The 15,677-nt window shown below is 67.0% G+C and carries 15 protein-coding genes; 5 read left to right on the plus strand and 10 right to left on the minus strand.

All coding sequences use genetic code 11. The annotated features are described in order from the left end of the window. Positions 1 to 66: 66 nt before the first annotated feature. From ACFJGT_RS22145 to ACFJGT_RS22155, 3 genes are all read left to right on the plus strand, one after another. Positions 67 to 1,239, plus strand: coding sequence for an amino acid ABC transporter permease (locus tag ACFJGT_RS22145; RefSeq protein WP_377842537.1), 1,173 nt, complete (start codon positions 67 to 69; stop codon positions 1,237 to 1,239). A gap of 1 nt (position 1,240) precedes the next feature. Continuing rightward, the gene (locus tag ACFJGT_RS22150; RefSeq protein WP_377842541.1) at positions 1,241 to 2,365 is read left to right on the plus strand and encodes an amino acid ABC transporter permease; all 1,125 of its coding nucleotides are present in this window, start codon (positions 1,241 to 1,243) and stop codon (positions 2,363 to 2,365) included. 328 nt (positions 2,366 to 2,693) lie between these two features. Beyond that, the gene (locus tag ACFJGT_RS22155) at positions 2,694 to 3,155 is read left to right on the plus strand and encodes a lysophospholipid acyltransferase family protein (protein ID WP_377849043.1); all 462 of its coding nucleotides are present in this window, start codon (positions 2,694 to 2,696) and stop codon (positions 3,153 to 3,155) included. Positions 3,156 to 3,169: 14 nt separating this feature from the next. On the opposite strand, the gene ACFJGT_RS22160 is transcribed toward ACFJGT_RS22155, so the two are convergent. Further along, positions 3,170 to 3,847, minus strand: coding sequence for an EipA family protein (locus ACFJGT_RS22160; protein ID WP_377842544.1), 678 nt, complete (start codon positions 3,845 to 3,847; stop codon positions 3,170 to 3,172). Positions 3,848 to 4,033: 186 nt separating this feature from the next. Here ACFJGT_RS22160 and ACFJGT_RS22165 point away from each other — a divergent pair, with 186 nt between their 5' ends. Further along, positions 4,034 to 5,362 (plus strand): sensor histidine kinase, encoded by a 1,329-nt coding sequence (locus tag ACFJGT_RS22165; RefSeq protein WP_377842547.1) that lies wholly within the window; start codon positions 4,034 to 4,036, stop codon positions 5,360 to 5,362. 210 nt (positions 5,363 to 5,572) lie between these two features. Here the strand turns inward: ACFJGT_RS22165 and ACFJGT_RS22170 are convergent, their stop codons facing one another. The 8 genes from ACFJGT_RS22170 to ACFJGT_RS22205 form a co-directional block, all read right to left on the minus strand. Continuing rightward, positions 5,573 to 6,256: a response regulator transcription factor gene (locus ACFJGT_RS22170; RefSeq protein ID WP_377842550.1), complete on the minus strand. Its 684-nt coding sequence runs from the start codon at positions 6,254 to 6,256 to the stop codon at positions 5,573 to 5,575. Positions 6,257 to 6,423: 167 nt separating this feature from the next. Then, positions 6,424 to 7,065 (minus strand): outer membrane protein, encoded by a 642-nt coding sequence (locus ACFJGT_RS22175; protein ID WP_377842556.1) that lies wholly within the window; start codon positions 7,063 to 7,065, stop codon positions 6,424 to 6,426. Between the two features lie 198 nt (positions 7,066 to 7,263). Next, positions 7,264 to 8,139 (minus strand): alpha/beta hydrolase, encoded by an 876-nt coding sequence (locus ACFJGT_RS22180; RefSeq protein WP_377842559.1) that lies wholly within the window; start codon positions 8,137 to 8,139, stop codon positions 7,264 to 7,266. Next, positions 8,136 to 9,167: an ABC transporter ATP-binding protein gene (locus tag ACFJGT_RS22185; RefSeq protein WP_377842562.1), complete on the minus strand. Its 1,032-nt coding sequence runs from the start codon at positions 9,165 to 9,167 to the stop codon at positions 8,136 to 8,138. Before ACFJGT_RS22185 ends, ACFJGT_RS22180 begins: the two co-directional genes overlap by 4 nt. Beyond that, entirely contained in the window at positions 9,164 to 10,144 is a 981-nt protein-coding gene (locus tag ACFJGT_RS22190; protein ID WP_377842565.1) for an ABC transporter ATP-binding protein, read from the minus strand. The genes ACFJGT_RS22185 and ACFJGT_RS22190 overlap by 4 nt, the downstream gene beginning before the upstream one ends. Next, positions 10,141 to 11,049: an ABC transporter permease gene (locus ACFJGT_RS22195; RefSeq protein WP_377842567.1), complete on the minus strand. Its 909-nt coding sequence runs from the start codon at positions 11,047 to 11,049 to the stop codon at positions 10,141 to 10,143. The genes ACFJGT_RS22190 and ACFJGT_RS22195 overlap by 4 nt, the downstream gene beginning before the upstream one ends. After that, positions 11,046 to 12,023, minus strand: coding sequence for an ABC transporter permease (locus ACFJGT_RS22200; protein ID WP_377842569.1), 978 nt, complete (start codon positions 12,021 to 12,023; stop codon positions 11,046 to 11,048). Before ACFJGT_RS22200 ends, ACFJGT_RS22195 begins: the two co-directional genes overlap by 4 nt. Positions 12,024 to 12,107: 84 nt before the next feature. Next, positions 12,108 to 13,721, minus strand: a complete 1,614-nt coding sequence (locus ACFJGT_RS22205) for an ABC transporter substrate-binding protein (protein WP_377842571.1) — start codon at positions 13,719 to 13,721, stop codon at positions 12,108 to 12,110. Positions 13,722 to 13,817: 96 nt separating this feature from the next. On the opposite strand from ACFJGT_RS22205, the gene ACFJGT_RS22210 reads away from it, so the two are divergent. Continuing rightward, complete coding sequence (locus ACFJGT_RS22210; protein WP_377842573.1) at positions 13,818 to 14,690, plus strand: MurR/RpiR family transcriptional regulator; 873 nt, start codon at positions 13,818 to 13,820, stop codon at positions 14,688 to 14,690. A gap of 12 nt (positions 14,691 to 14,702) precedes the next feature. Here ACFJGT_RS22210 and ACFJGT_RS22215 read toward each other — a convergent pair whose 3' ends face one another. Beyond that, positions 14,703 to 15,590, minus strand: a complete 888-nt coding sequence (locus tag ACFJGT_RS22215; RefSeq protein ID WP_377842576.1) for a LysR family transcriptional regulator — start codon at positions 15,588 to 15,590, stop codon at positions 14,703 to 14,705. Between the last annotated feature and the right edge of the window lie 87 nt (positions 15,591 to 15,677).

The following is a 15,677-nucleotide window of genomic DNA, read 5'->3' on the forward strand; positions in this document are numbered from 1 at the left end:
TCCCTCGATTGACCTGAGACCATCGGCCGCCGCGCGGCCGATGCGTCCCCAGCCCGGAACAGCCCGATGGCCATCTCCGATTCCAGCCCGGTGCGGCTGCTCTATGACGTGCGCGTCCGCGCCGTGCTCTATCAGGTCGTCGCGGTCGCGCTCGTCGTCGGCATCGGCCTCTATCTCTTCGGCACCGTCTCGCGGAAGCTGGCGGCTCAGAACATCGCGACCGGCTTCGACTATCTGTCGCGACCGGCCGGCTTCGTCATCAGCCAGTCCTTCATCTCCTACGATTCCGGCGACACCTATGGCCGCGCCATCCTGGTCGGCCTGCTCAACACGATCTGGGTCTCGGTCTTCGCCGTCATCATCTCGAGCGTGCTCGGCCTCGTCGTCGGCATCGCCCGGCTGTCGCGCAACCCGCTGCTCTCGACGCTGGCGCTGCTCTATGTCGAGGCGCTGCGCAACGTGCCGCTGCTGCTCTATCTCTTCCTCTGGTACGCGCTCATCGTCGCGGTCTTCCCGCCGGTGCGCGACGCCTGGCAGATTCTGCCCGATGTCTTCCTCAGCAATGGCGGCCTGATCGTGCCCTCGCTGCGCTGGTCGCCGGCCCATACCGGTGTGCTGGCCGGCGTCGTGCTCGGCATCGTCATCGCCTGTGTCATCGCCTCGTCCTTCCGCCGCAAGCGTGTCGCCACCGGCCAGAGCCGCATGGCCTGGCCCTTCGTCCTGCTCGCGCTCGTGATCCCGCCGCTTCTCGCCATGCTCGTCTTCCAGCCCGAGATGGCGGTGAACTGGCCGGAGAAGGGGCGCTTCCGCATCACCGGCGGCCTGCAGGTCACGCCCGAGTTCACCGCGCTGCTGGTCGGGCTCGCTCTCTCTGCCTCGGCCGGCATCGCCGAGATCGTGCGCGCCGGCATCCTCTCGGTCGGGCGCGGCCAATGGGAGGCGGCGCGCGCGGTCGGCCTGCATGACCGCCAGACCATGCGGCTCGTCGTGCTGCCGCAGGCGCTGCGCGTGATCATCCCGCCATTGACCAGCTCCTACCTCTCGACCTTCAAGAACTCGTCGCTCGCCATCGCCATCGGCTATCCCGATCTCGTCATGGTCTCCAACACGACGATGAACCAGACCGGGCAGGCGATCGAGGGCATCGCGATCTTCATGCTGGTCTATCTGGGCATGTCGATCACGATCTCCATGCTGATGAACTGGTACAACGCCCGCGTCGCGCTGGTGGAGCGTTGAGATGACCGACACCGCTCAGCTCAACACGCTCGCCGCCATCCCCGATGAACGGCCGGTGCGGCCGGCGCGCAGCTGGTTCGCGTTGCTCAAGCCCTATATCGGCTCGCCCCTCAATGCCGTCGTCACCTTCGCCTGCCTCTGGCTGATCTACCGGCTCGTCACCGGCGCCTGGGGCTGGCTCGTCACCCGCGCCATCGTCGAGGGCGGGCCGCAGACCTGCAAGGCCGCGGCCGGCGCCGGCGCCTGCTGGCCCTTCCTGGCGGCCAAGCTGCGCTTCATGATCTTCGGCTTCTTCCCCTATGACGAACACTGGCGGCCGGCGCTGGCGGTGCTGCTCTTCCTGGGCGCGATGATCTACTCGATGATCCCGCGCTTCTGGTCGCGCCGGCTGCTCTGGCTCTGGCTAGCCGTCGTCGTCATCTGCGGCGTGCTGATGTATGGCGGGGTCTTCGGTCTCAGCGTGGTCAACACCACAAACTGGGGCGGCCTGCCGCTCTCTTTCATGCTCTCCTCGGTCGGGCTCGCCTTCGGCTTCATCCTTGGCGTGCTTCTGGCCCTGGCGCGTTCCTCGAAGCTGCCCGCGATCCAGGTCATCGCCGTCGTCTTCATCGAGATGGTGCGGGGCGTGCCGCTGGTCTCGATCCTGTTCATGGCCTCGGTGATGCTGCCGCTGTTCATGCCGGATGGCGTGACCATCGACAAATTGCTGCGGGCCCAGGTCGCGATCATCATCTTCGCCGGCGCCTATATCGCCGAGACCGTGCGCGGCGGCCTGCAGGCGGTGCCAAAGGGCCAGCACGAGGCGGCCGCTTCGCTCGGCCTCGGCTACTGGCTGTCGATGCGCAAGATCGTGCTGCCGCAGGCGCTGAAGATCGTCATCCCGCCGCTGGTCAACATCTTCATCGGCTTCTTCCAGGACACGACGCTGGTCACCATCATCGGCCTGCTCGATTTCCTCGACACGGTCCGCTCGGCGATGCGCGATCCGGTCTGGCAGGGCATCGCGGTGCTGGAGGGCTATATCTTCGCGGCGCTGGTCTATGCCGTGTTCAGCTATGGCATGGGCTCCTATAGCCGCTTCATCGAACGGCGCCTGAAGACCGATCACAGCCACGGACGGCACTGACAAGGGCCTTTGGGGCCATTTCATGGGCGTTTTCGCGCCCGCGCAATGTTCCAGCAAGCCGCCGCGCCGACCACTCCCGATGATTCTCATCGTGGAGATCGGACGATGCTCTTCAACCCAGACCGGTCGGCGGCTCTCGCCGGCCGCGCCCTGCACGCCTATCTCGACCTGATCAAGCGGACGACGCGCTTCAAGCCGGTCATTCCCGGCGCCCGGCCCTGGGAGCGCAACCGCGAGCCCTTCATCGCCCTGACCTGGCATGGCCAGCAGATGCTGACCCTTGCCGCCCTGGAAGGGGCGTCGCGCGTCGCGGTCCTGACCTCACTCCATTTTCGACGGGGCGGTCGTCAGCTCTGTGGTCGAGCGCGCCGGCTTCCGCAGCATCCGCGGCTCCGGCACGCAGAGCCCGGCAAAGATCATGGCGAAACGCTCCGTCCCGGCCTTCTTCGAGATGCGCGACGCATTGCGCCAGGGCACGAGCCTGATGCTCACCGCCGATGTGCCGAAGGTTGCCCGCATCGCCGGCAAGGGCGCCGTCCAGCTCGCCCGCGTGACCGGCAGACCGATCTATCTCTTCGCGGCCGTCACCAGCGCGCGTGTCGACCTCGACAACTGGGATCGCGCCAGCATCGCCCTGCCCTTCGGGCGCGGCTGCGTCCTCTGGTCCGAGCCGCTCTATGTCCGCCGCGCCGCCGATACCCGCGAGGTCGGCCTGATCGCCATGGATATTTCGGAGCGCCTCGACGAGCTCCATGCCGTCGCTCAACGCAATATCGGCCGCGAACGCTGATCCTGCGCGCGGCCTCAGCGCCGGCCGGGCGGCGCGCAGCCGCCGGGCGCCCCGCAGATATCGGCGGGCGGGCGCAGCGTCTCCGGCTCGCCGCCGGGCTCGATCCGAATCCGGCTAAGGTCTCCCGAAAGTCTCAAGCCCAGGCCGGACGAGATCAGCACGATCCGCGCCCGGCTGGAGGCGAGGATGGTCGCATTCGCGCCGGCAAGGAAATGCGCGCTGCCGCCGAGGCTGGTATAGGTGCCGAACACATCCTCCTGCCGGTCGAGCCCGTAGACCAGCATGATCACCCGCCCGTAATCGGCACCGAGCCCGATGCCGACCGAGAGCGCCGACCAGATCACCGGCATCGGCATCCCGTCCGAGAACCGCAATTCGCCGCTGCCATGCCGCCCGCCGACCACGAAAGACCCGCTGAGCTCGCCGCCGACGATATAGGCGTTCGGTTCGCCGAACAGCGCCAGCGAGCGCTCGATCGGCACGCTCACCGTCTTGGACGCGGTGTCGAACACACCATCGACCAGCCTGGCGATGTCATGGCGCGACGCGGTCGGCAATTGGCCGGGCCTGATATCGTCTCGCTGGGGAACGCCTTGCGCGAAGACCGGCGTCTGAACCTGCGCGACGGCGAGCAGAACCGCCAGCGCCAGGCGCTGGCGGAATCGTCCGGCCATGGCGCGCGGCGCACGCATCAGGCGAGGCGGTCCATGAGGGGGTTGAACGACAACGGTGATACGGTCCATGCAGAGCCCGGCAGGGCGATGCCCCCGGCCCGAGAAGCCATACCCGCACAGAGGCTCCGTGACGACCCGCAACGTTGAAACCGTTTCGATATCCCCTGCGTCGAAACGCGCGCGGCCGCTGACGGGCGCCCGGCGATGACCTCGCTCTCGCGCGCCCTCACCATCCGGCTGACGCTGCTCGGCATCGTGCTGTTCGTCGCCTTCATCGCGGCCGTGCTCGCCTTCACCTTCATCACCGAGGACCCGGGCGTCCTGCGCAACGATGTCACCTCCCAGATCATTCGGCAAAGCGTGCGCCCGTCCGGCAGCGCGGCGCTGCAGGTCGAGAAATCGCCGGGCCTGATCAAGATCGAGCAGGCCAGCCCGCTGCTCTGGTATCTGGTCTCCGATGGACGTTCCGTCGTCGAGTATGCGCCAGAATTGCGGCCGGGCCTGCCGATCGACATCCGGCTGGACGGCCCGACCATCGCGGCCCAGATGCGGGTTGGCGGCGACAACGCGCTCTCGGTCGATGTCGCCGAGCAGGACGGCAGCCGCATCCTCGTCGCCACCGGCGGCGGCCGGCCGGGCTGGGACGTCATCCTCGGCTATTTCCTGCGTGCCATCGCAGGTTCCGCCGCGGCGATCTCGGTCGTGTTCGGGATCATGATCGCCGCGGCAATCGCCATGTCGGTGTCCTATATCACCAGCCGCCTGCGCAGCGCGGCCGAGGCCGCCGCCCGCATCGATCCGCGCGCGCCGCGCGGCCTGCTGCCGACGGAGGAGACACCCGTCGAATTGATGCCGCTGACGACGGCGCTGAACTCGGCGCTGGACCAGATCGCGGGCAATATGGAGGTGCAGCGGCGCTTCATGAACAATGTCGCGCATGAACTGCGCACCCCGCTCGCGGTGATGCGCACCAAGGTGGATTCGCTGTCCGACGAGGGCGAGCGCCTGGCGCTGACGACCGATGTCAGCCGCCTCACCACCATCGTCTCCTCGATGCTGCAGCTCGCCCGGCTGCACAACACCGAGCTGCCCTTCGAGCCATTGCGGCTGAATGCGCTCGCCCGCGACGTGCTCGCCGATCTTGCCCCGCTCGTGCTCAGCAACGGCATCGGCATCGCACTCGAAGAGGAAGGGCCGCGCGATGTCCTGATCGCAGCCAACGAGGCCACCACCCGCGCGGCGCTCGCCAACCTCGTCGACAATGCGCTGCGCCACGCGCAGGCGCGCTCCTCCATCCTGGTCAAGGTGATCGACGGGAGCGTGCTGGAGGTCAGCGACGATGGGATCGGCATCGCCGCCGCGAAGCGCGCGCAGGTCACCGAGCCGTTCAACCGGATGTCGCCGCATTCGACCGGCGCCGGGCTCGGCCTGACGATCGTGCGCGACATCATGGCCGCCCATGGCGGCACGCTCGATCTGCTCGACACGGAGGGTGGCGGCACGACGATCCGGTTGACCTTCCGGACCGTGTAGCTGGATTGAGCGACGCGATACGCTGTCGACGCCTGATCGCAGCGACTTCGCACCACCCTTGTCATTCCGGGGCTTCGCGCAGCGAAGAACCCGGAAACCACGACGGGGTGGGCGCTTTCGAATTGGCGACAGACGGGCTCACCCGGTCGTGGGTTCCGGGTTCGATCCTGCGGATCGCCCCGGAATGACAACCGCGGTGCGAACCATGTGCTAAAGCGCCGGCTCGGCCTTCTTCAGGATATAGCCGATGCCGCGCAGGGAGGTGATCTCGACATCGGCGCCGGCATCGCGGAGCTTGCGCCGGACCCGCGAGATCTGCGCTTCCAGCGTGTTCGACTCGATCAGGTCGTCGAAGCCGTAGACCGCTTCGATCAGCACGTCGCGCGTCACGACGCGGCCCGTGCGCTGGACCAATGCCTTGAGGATCAGCGCCTCGCGCCGGCGCAGGTCGAGCGCCTCCTTTCCGACCGAAGCATTGCGGCCTTCGAGGTCGAGCGAGAGATTGCCGGCGCTGAGGACAAGAGAACGCTTGGGATTGCGCCGGCGTGCGAGAACGCGGACTCGTGCGATCAGTTCGCCCGGCTCGAACGGCTTGACCAGATAATCGTCGGCACCGCCGTTCAGCCCTTCGATCACGTCGGGCTTCGCGTCGCGCGCCGTCAGCATCAGGAAGGCCGGGCGGTTCTCCGCCGTGGCCATCGCCTTGACGATCGACAACCCGTCGCCATCGGGCAGGCGCCGGTCGACCACGGCGATGTCGAACGGCGCCGTCCGCAGGGCCGCGAGTGCGGTCTCCACGCTATCCGTGCGGTCCACGACCATCCCCGCATTGCCGAGCAACAGCGAGAGATAGGACATGAGCTCCGGCTCGTCCTCGACAATCAAAGCGCGCATGTCACGTCCGTGGTGATGCATGGATGGAACGTCATGTCGGAGAAGGGGCGACAAATCCAGACATGACGCTCCACCCATGACCGGTTGCGGCCGGCGCGACAGCGACGCACGCGCGATACCGCAACCCGCACCGGGCCGGCTGACGGGCCGGCCCGGAACCTTGCCGATCAGAACCGGTAGTTCAGGCCGGCCTTGACCAGGTGCTCGTTGACACCCACCCGCGTGCGGCCGTTGCCGAGCTGGAAATTGTCCTTGCCGAGCGAGACGTAGTTGTATTCGACCTTGGCGGAGAGATTGTCGGTGATGCCGTATTCGGCGCCGGCGCCGACGACATAGCCGGTCTTGCCGCGCGTCTTGGAGACGAGGCCGTCGCTGGCCTTGACGCTGCCATAGGCGAGACCACCCGTGCCGTAGACCAGCAATCGATCGAAGGTGACACCGGCGCGCGCCTTCAGCGTCCCGACATAGCGCATGTCGGCAGAGGTGCCGCCGCCGCGCTTCGAGCCCTTGCCGAAGCCGTTCATCGACATGTCGCTTTCGAGGCCGAACAGCATCGTGCCCATCTGGACGTTGTAGCCGACCTGGCCGCCGAGCAGCATTTCGTTGCGGCTCTTCTTGCTCACGCCGTTGAAGCGGTCGAAGGCGCCGCCGGCATGGGCACCGACATAGAAGCCGTTCCAGTTATAGGCGCGCGGCGCCGAATAGGCCGGCCATTCCTGGGGCCGCTGCCGGGCACGATCCGCCGCATGTGCGGGCAACGCGAACAGGACCATCAGGCCGAGGCCGGCCAGAGGAAGAATACGAGACATCGATGACTCCTTGCGGGGGCTCCTCGCCGCCGACACATCTGCCAGCCGATTCGGCTCCGTGGATCGGAGCGGGCCGGCATGCGCAGATTGCTGACGAAGATTACGGCAAGGTTGCCCATTCCGGCGGCACTGGCGGCCGGAGCGCGGCGATGTCGAAAAAGGCCCCGCCCGAGACGGGCGAGGCCTGATCGAAGTCGATCAGAGAACCGGAGTGGCTTGTTTGCCGAGCTCTTCGGCCGGCGGAATCCGGCCGCCCTCGAACCAGTAGGACGCAGCCGCGCGCGACATCGCCGCCCCGTCATGGCCGATGCCGGCCACCGTGATCAGTTGCCAGTTGCAGGGCACGCCGAGGCGCGCCGCTTCCGCCTTGCCGAAATCGAGCATGAAATGGGCGCGGCCATAGCGATGCGGCCCCTGCGCCAGCGCCTCGGGCTGCGCCGGCAGGTTCGGATCGTCGGTGACGATGTCGCGGTCTCCCGCGAAGAGGATCATCGGATAGGCGAGCCAGCGCGTCAGCGCCGCCGCGTCCAGCCCAAGCCCGCCGAGGCCTTCGGGGAAATGACGCTCCGGCGTCGGCAGGGTGTACCAGCCGGGATTGGAGGCCATCGCCGCTTCGAACAGCGCGCCGCCTTCCGTCGCCAGCATGCGATGCACGAACTGGCCGCCGGCCGAATGCCCGAAGATGCGGATCACCGGCTTGCCGATCACGCCTGCGGCCCGCAGCGCATCGAGCACGCGGCCGGGCACCGCGTAGAGCCACTCGGTGCGCGGCGCGATCGTACCCTCCGCCGAAACCACCAGCCCGTTATTGTAGCCCTCGGCCTTCGGAAAAGGCTCGTTCGGGAAGGTCGGCGCGACGATCAGCAGGTTGTGCTTCTCGGCCGCATCGATCCAGAAATCGCGGTAGTCGTCGCCATTGCGCAGCATGCCGTGCTGCACGACGATGACCGGATCGTTCGGCTGGTGCCGCGCCGGGCGGTAGAAGTTCACCTCCAGCGGCTTGTCCAGATGGCTCGCGTCGATGAAGGGCAGCGTGCTGCGCCCAACCGGCGGGTTCAGGGTTTTCGTGATCATGCGGCCTCCGGAGCCTTGTGCAGATGGCAAGCGGCGCTGCGGCCGGGCGCGACCTCGGTGAGGACCGGCCGGACCTCGCGGCAAACCGCCATCGCCTTGTCGCAGCGCGGATGGAACGGGCAGCCGGGCGGCGGCGCCAATGGAGAGGGCAACTCGCCCTTGAGCGGCTGGAAGGTGCGCTTGCGCCGCGCCGCCGAGGGGATCGCCGCGATCAGCGCCGCGCTATAGGGATGCGCCGGCTCGGCGAAGATCTCAGCCGCCGTGCCGACCTCGACGATGCGGCCGAGATACATGATCGCGACGCGGTCGCTGATATGGCGGACGAGACCGAGATCATGGCTGACGAAGAGATAGGTCAGGCCATGGCGCTCGCGCACATCCATGAACAGGTTGATGACCTGCGCCTGGATCGAGACGTCGAGCGCCGAGACCGGCTCGTCGCAGACCAGGAAATCCGGCTTCACGGCGAGTGCCCGCGCGATGCCGATGCGCTGGCGCTGGCCGCCCGAGAACTGGTGCGGATAGCGCTCGCGATAGGCGAGATCGAGCCCGACCTCGCTCAGCGCCTGGTCGACCGCCCCGTCGATCTCAGCCTTCGGCAGCAGCTTGTGAACGCTGAGCGCCTCGCCGACGATGCGGCTGACCTTCATGCGCGGGTCGAGCGAAGCGTAAGGGTCCTGGAAGATCATCTGGACCTTCAGCAGGAAATCGAGCCGCTCCTGGCCCTTGAGCCCCACCACGGGCCGCTGCTCGTAGACCACCTCGCCGGTCGTCGGCTTCAGGATGCCGGTGACGACGCGCGCCAGCGTGGACTTGCCGCAGCCGGATTCGCCGACGAGGCTGAGCACCTCGCCGCGCTTGACGCTGAGATCGATGCCGTCGACGGCGCGCAGCACCGGCGGCGCCTTGCCGCGCCCGGTCGCCATCAGGATGCGTTCCGCCAAGGTCGGCTTGCGGCGGAAATGCTTGGTGATGCCCTTGAGCTCGATGATCGGGGCGCTCGTCGAAGCACTTGTCGAAGCACTCATGCCGCTTCTCCCACCGGCACCGGATTGTGGCAGCGGAAGCGATGAGCGCCCTCGCCTGTCGTTTCAGGATCGCGCTCTGAACAGACCGGCTGGACGCGCGGGCAGCGCGGCCGGAACGGGCATCCGCTGGGCCGAGCATCGATACGCGGGGCGACGCCATCGATCTGGTTCAGGCGCTCGCCAGGCAGAACGTTGGCGGCCGAGGAATGGAGCAGGCCGAGCGTATAGGGATGGCGCGGCTGATCGAGCACCTCGTCAACCGGCCCGATCTCTACGACGCGGCCGGCATACATCACCGCCACCCGGTCGGCGAGTTCGGCTACTACGGCGAGGTCATGCGTGATCCAGAGCACGGCCGTGCCGGTCTCGCGGGCGAGCTTCTGCACCTCGAACAGGATCTGGCTCTGGATGGTGACGTCGAGCGCGGTCGTCGGCTCGTCGGCTATGATCAGGTCGGGCGCATTGAGCAGCGCGGTCGCGATCGCGACGCGCTGGCGCATGCCGCCGGAGAATTCGTGCGGGAACTGCTTGAGCCGCGCTTCCGGCGAGGAGATGCCGACGCGGGCCAGCGCCTTGGCTGCTTCACCGAGCGCTTCCTCGCGGCTGCAATCGCGATGCTCCAGGATCGCCTCGCTCATCTGCTCGCCGATGCTGAGCACCGGGTTGAGCGTCATCAGCGGGTCCTGGAAGATCATCGCGATGCGGTCGCCCCGCAAGTCGCGCAGACGCTCCTCGGATGCGGCGCGCAGGTCTTCTCCGCTGAAGCTGATCGTGCCGGCGACGATCTCGCCGGGCGGATCGATCAGGCGCACCAGCGAGAAACCGGTCACCGACTTGCCGGAGCCGGATTCGCCGACCAAGCCCAGCACCTCGCCGCGCGAGACGCTAAGATCGACGCCGTCGACAGCGGGCCAGGCGCCGTCGAGTGCGTGGAAGACGGTCCGCAAGCCGCGGACATCGAGCAAGGGTTCACTCATGAGCGCACATTGAAGCTGCGGCGCAGCCGGTCGCCGACGAGGTTGAGCGAGCCGATCAGCAGCACCAGCGCGATGCCGGGGAAGACCGCGATCCAGTATTCGCCGGAGAGCAGGAACTCGAAGCCGTTGGCGATCAGCAGGCCGAGCGAGGGCTGCGTCACCGGCACGCCGACGCCGAGGAAGGACAGCGTCGCCTCCAGCGTGATCGCGCCGGCGATGCTGATCGAGGCGACGACCAGCACGGAGCCGACCGAGTTCGGCAGCAGATGCGCGATCATGATGTGCCGGGTCGGCAGGCCGAAATTGAGCGCAGCCTCGATATATTCCTTGCGCCGCTCGACCAGCGCGGAAGCGCGCATCAGCCGGGCATATTGCGCCCATTGCACCAAGACGATCGCGAGGATGACCTTGTCGACCCCGCGCCCGATCGAGGCGAGCAGCACGAGCGCGATCAGGATCGAGGGGAAGCCGAGCATGAAATCGACGACGCGCATGATCACGGCATCGACCACGCCGCCGAACTGCGCCGCCACGAGCCCGGCGGAGATACCGATGAAGAGCGCGCCGAGCGTCGCGGTGAGCCCGACCATCAGGCTGGTACGCAAACCGTAGAGGATCGCGCTCAGCATGTCGCGGCCCTGCGAATCCGTGCCGAGCCAGTAAGTCATGCCGTTCATGCCGGTCTCGCCCGGCGGCAGGCGGTTGTCCATCACGCTGAGCGCGGCGAGGTCATGCGGGTTCTGCGGCGCGATGAAGGGCGCGAGCAGGGCGAGCGCGACCATGATGCCGAGCAGGATCGCGGCGCCACGCGTCGTCGGCCGGTTGCGGATGCGGCGCAGCACCTTCTCGCGGAGCGGCGTGTCGGCATAATCCGGGATCGCCGGGGCTTTCGCTGGGGCGTTCATGCCATATCTCCCGTCAGCTTCACCCGCGGGTCGAGCGCGGCATAGAGAATGTCGACGAGGAAGTTGACGGTGACGAAGAGCAGCGTCGCCAGCAGCACATAGGCGACGACCACCGGCCGATCGAGCTGGTAGACCGAGTCGATCAGGAGCTTGCCCATGCCCGGCCAGGCGAAGACCGTCTCGGTGATCGTCGAGAAGGCGACGAGGCTGCCGAATTCGATGCCGACCACGGTGACGACCGGGATCAGGATGTTGCGCAGCACATGCCGGCCGACGACGCGGCGCGGCTTCACGCCCTTGGCGCGCGCGTATTTGACGTAGTCCTGCGTCATCGCCTCGGTCGTGCCGGCGGCGACGAGCCGGATCATCAGGGCCATCTGGGGGATCGCGAGATTGATCGCCGGCAGGGCGAGATGGCTAAGCCCGTCCCGTGTCAGCAGGCTGGTCTGGATGCCCAGGACCGAGACCGTCTCGCCACGCCCGGCGGTCGGCAGCCAGCCGAGCACGACCGCGAAGAGCAGGATCAGCATCATGCCCTTCCAGAAGCTCGGCAGCGAGAAGCCGAGGATGGTTGAGCCCATGATGATGCGCGAGGGGCGGCTATCCTGATCGAGTCCAGCATAGAGCCCCAGCGGCACGCCGGTGACGATGGCGAGCGTCATCGAGAGCAGCACGAGCTCGAACGTCGCCGGCAGGCGGCCGAGGATGAGCTCGATCGCCGGCACGCCATGCACGAAGGAGCGGCCGAGATCGCCCTTCAGCGCATTGCCCATGAAGACGAAATATTGCTGCCAGACCGGCAGGTCGAGACCCAGCCGCCGGACCAGCGCCTCGCGCTCGGCCGCACTCGCCGAGGGCGAGACGAGCAGCTCGATCGGATCGCCGATACCGTAGACGGCGAAGAACACCACGACCGAGACCGCGAGCAGCACGAGCACGCTCTGGATCAGTCGCTGCAGGACATAGGCGCTCATGACGCTCGACCGGCTCCGCTCAATGGTTCGCGGGCCGCCCTGCGAGAGGCGGCCCGGCTTGTCGATGGCCTGTCGGCCGGCGACTTACTTGGCCTTCGGCTTCACCGACATCGCCAGCATGAACTGGTCGGCACGGCCCTTGACGTCGAGCTCGGACTTGAAGGCCCAGATCCCGCTTTCGAAGTGCAGGGGGATGAAGGCGTAGTCGTCGATGACGATCTTGCCGGCTTCCTGCAGCAGCGACGCGCGCTTGGCGTCGTCGAGAGTCGAGATCGCCTCGCGGATGATCTTGTCGAACTGGTCGTTCTTGTAGCCGCCATAGTTCGAGCCGCCGATCGTCTTGGCCTCGTTCGGGGTCGGCGGCCACTGGCGCAGGAACGACGCTGCCTCGCCGGTGCCGGAGCCCCAGCCGCCGATCGCCACCGAGAATTCCTTCTTGGCGCGGCGCGGGAAGTAGATCGCGCGGGTCATCGCATCGACCTCGGCCTTGATGCCGACCTGGGTCAGGTACTGCGCGACGGCCTGGGTGATCTGGCTGTCGTTGATATAGCGATCGTTGGTGGTCGAGAGCGTGACCTGGAAGCCCTTGGGATAGCCGGCTTCGGCCAGCAGCTTCTTGGCCTGCGCCGGGTCATAGGCCAGCTTCGGCGGATTCGCCCGCGTGCCGAACATGCCGGTCGGCAGGTACTGGTAGGCCGGCTCCGCGGCACCGTCCATGATGCGCTTGACGATGGCGTCGCGGTTGATGGCGAGCGACATCGCCTTGCGGACGCGCAGGTCCTTCAGCGGGTTCTTGCCGTCCTCGGACTTGACGAAGGGGCTCTGGTCGCGGGCGACGTCGAGCTGGAAATAGACGACGCGGGTCGAGGGGGTGATGACATGGCCGAAGCGCTTGTCGTCCTTGATCCGGCCGAGATCGCGTGCCGCCGGGTTCTCGATCACGTCGTAGTCGCCGGCGAGCAGGCCGGCGAGACGCGGGCCGGCATTGGTGACGGGCAGCAGGCGCACGGTCGCCCACGGCTCGGCCTTGCCCCAATAGGTCGGGTTGCGCTCGAGCTCGATCGCAGAACCGCGGACATAGGATTTCAGCTTGTAGGGGCCGGTGCCGACGGCGAGCGTGCCGTCATTGAAGCCGGTCACGGTCGGCCACGGACCGGTCACGCCACAGTTCTTGGCGACGTCGTAGCTGATCGGGCCGTGCTCGACGATGGAGGCCGAGAGGATGGGAAGCGCCGAGAGCAGGTTCGGCAGGAGCGGCTCGGGCTCCTTCGTGTTGATCACCAGCGTCTGTGCGTCGGGCGTCTCGACCGAGGCGAAATTGCCGGTCACGTCGGCGAAGGAATCGGAGACCTTGGTCTCGTTCTTCAGCGTGCGGCAGAAGGTGAAGACGACGTCCTCGGCCGTGAAGGGCTTGCCGTTGGTAAACTTCACGCCGTCGCGCAGCTTGAAGGTCCAGCGGTTCTTGCCGTCGTTCTCCCACGCGGTCGCGAGGCTGGGATGCAGCTTCTGCTGCTCGTCCTGGCGCACCAGCGAGTCGAAGATGTGCTGGGCCAGCGCATTGTTGGGGGTGAGGTCGTGGTAATGCGGATCGACGGCCGTCGGCTCGGATGACAGAGCGATGCGCAGGGTCTGCGCCGAGACAGCCGTGCCGGCGAGGCAGGCGGCCGCGAAAGCCGCAAGGAAAACAGGTTTACGCATGATAGGGTCCGCTCCCGGTTGAAGCCGCTTTTGACAGCTTTATTTTCGTCTAGTAGCAAACATGAAAATTTTCGAACGTCAATCGGGTAGCCGCGCATGTCACAGGGCCTGAAGCCGACGACGGATCTCTCGAACCGGATCGCGCAGGTCTACCCGTCGCTGAGCAGCGGCCATCGCCGCGCCGCCGATTTCGTGCTGCAGCATCCGCTGGATGTCGCGACCATGACGATTGAGGGGCTGGCCGAGGGCAGCGGCACGTCCAACGCGACGGTGACGCGCTTTGTCAGGGCGCTCGGCTACGCCAATTACAGCGAATTCCGCGGGGGGCTCTCCGCCGCCCTGAAATTCGCCCATGACCCGGTCGACAGCTTCGCCGGCGCCCGCTCCGCAGCCGGCTCGATCTTCGCGACTTTCACCGCGGCCCTCGCCGACCAGAACGCCAATCTCCAGGCCTCACGCGATGGGTTGGACGAGGCTTCCGTGACCAAGGCTGTCGAACTGCTGCTGAAGGCGCCGCGCGTCTTCATCGCGGCCTCGGGCGCCAGCCACCACGTCGCCTCCTTCCTGGAGGACGGGCTTGCTCTCTATCTCGATGCCGACGTGATCTTCGCGTCATCGCGCACCGGCCCGGAGCGCGCCATCCGTCACATGATGTCGGCGCGGCCCGACGATCTCGTCGTCGCGATCTCGGTACCGCGCTATTCCCGTGCCACGCTCGATCTTTCGACCTTCGCCAAGAAGCGCGGCGCCTCGCTGCTCGCCCTGACCGACAGCCCGACCTCGCCGCTCGCACCCGTCGCCGACGTCACCCTGTTCGCTCCCGCCCGCAGCCGTCTGCTGCCGAACTCGCCGACCGCGGTCTTCGCGCTGGCGGATGCGCTCATTGCCGCCGTCGCACGCGAACGGCCGGATGCCGTCGAGGCCCTCAAGGAGCTCAGCGAAAGCCTGCTCTGGACCTTCCACCAGTAGCGGCCGGAAGGCTCAATCCGCTCCGATGCGTGCCGCCGCGAAGCGCTCGCGCAGCCAGCGCGCCGCCGGCCCGCAGGGGCGCTGCTTGTGCCAGACCATCTCCAGCGCCACCGGCAGGTCGAAATCGTCGAACTGGAGATCGGGCGTGACGAGATCGGCCGTCACCGGCGAATGCGCGATGACATAGCTGGAGACGAAGGCCCAGCCGATGCCCTGCTTGACCAGTTGCAGGATCACCCAGTGACTCTCGACCCACCAGACCTCGGCCGCGACGCGCAGGCGCTGCTTTTCCGGCCCGTCGCCACGCGCTGCAACCAATATCTGGCGGTGCCGCTTCAGATCCTCCCAGTCGACGCGCGTGCCGGCCAGCGGATGGCCCTTGCCGCAGACGAGCTTGATCGGCACCCAGCCGACCGTCTGGAAGCCGAGTTCCGGTGGCAACGCCTCCTGGCGCCACATCACGCCGATATCAGCCTGCCCGGCCAGGACGAGCTGGCTGACATCCTCCATCAGCGGAAACAGCAGCTCCAGTTCGACATGCGGGAAATGCCGCGCGAAATCGGCGAAGAGCGCGCCCAGCAGATGCTCCGGATAGAGCTCGTCGATGGCGACGACGAGCCGCGTCTCGACAAGGCTCTCGAAGCTCGTGGCGACGCCGATCAGATGCGCCCGGCGATCCAGGATCACCTTCGCCTCGCGCAGCAGCCGCTCGCCCGCCAAGGTCAGCACCGGATTGCGCCCGGCCCGGCTGAACAGAACGACACCCAGATCCTCCTCCAGATTGGCGACCTGCGTGCTCACCGCCGACTGCGCCTTGCGCAAAGCCCGGCCCGCTGCCGAGAAGGAGCCCTGCTCGGCAGCCGCGACGAAGGCCTCGAGCTGCTCGAAGGAGAGATTCATCTATCTGATATCCAGATATAATCTAACTTTAGATAACCAGATTTAGCGATAGAAAGCAGCGCGTCAACGAGAACGACAGGTGTTTTA

Source organism: Allobosea sp. UC22_33 (genome assembly GCF_042700715.1).
In the GTDB taxonomy this organism is placed as follows: Bacteria; Pseudomonadota; Alphaproteobacteria; order Rhizobiales; family Beijerinckiaceae; genus Allobosea.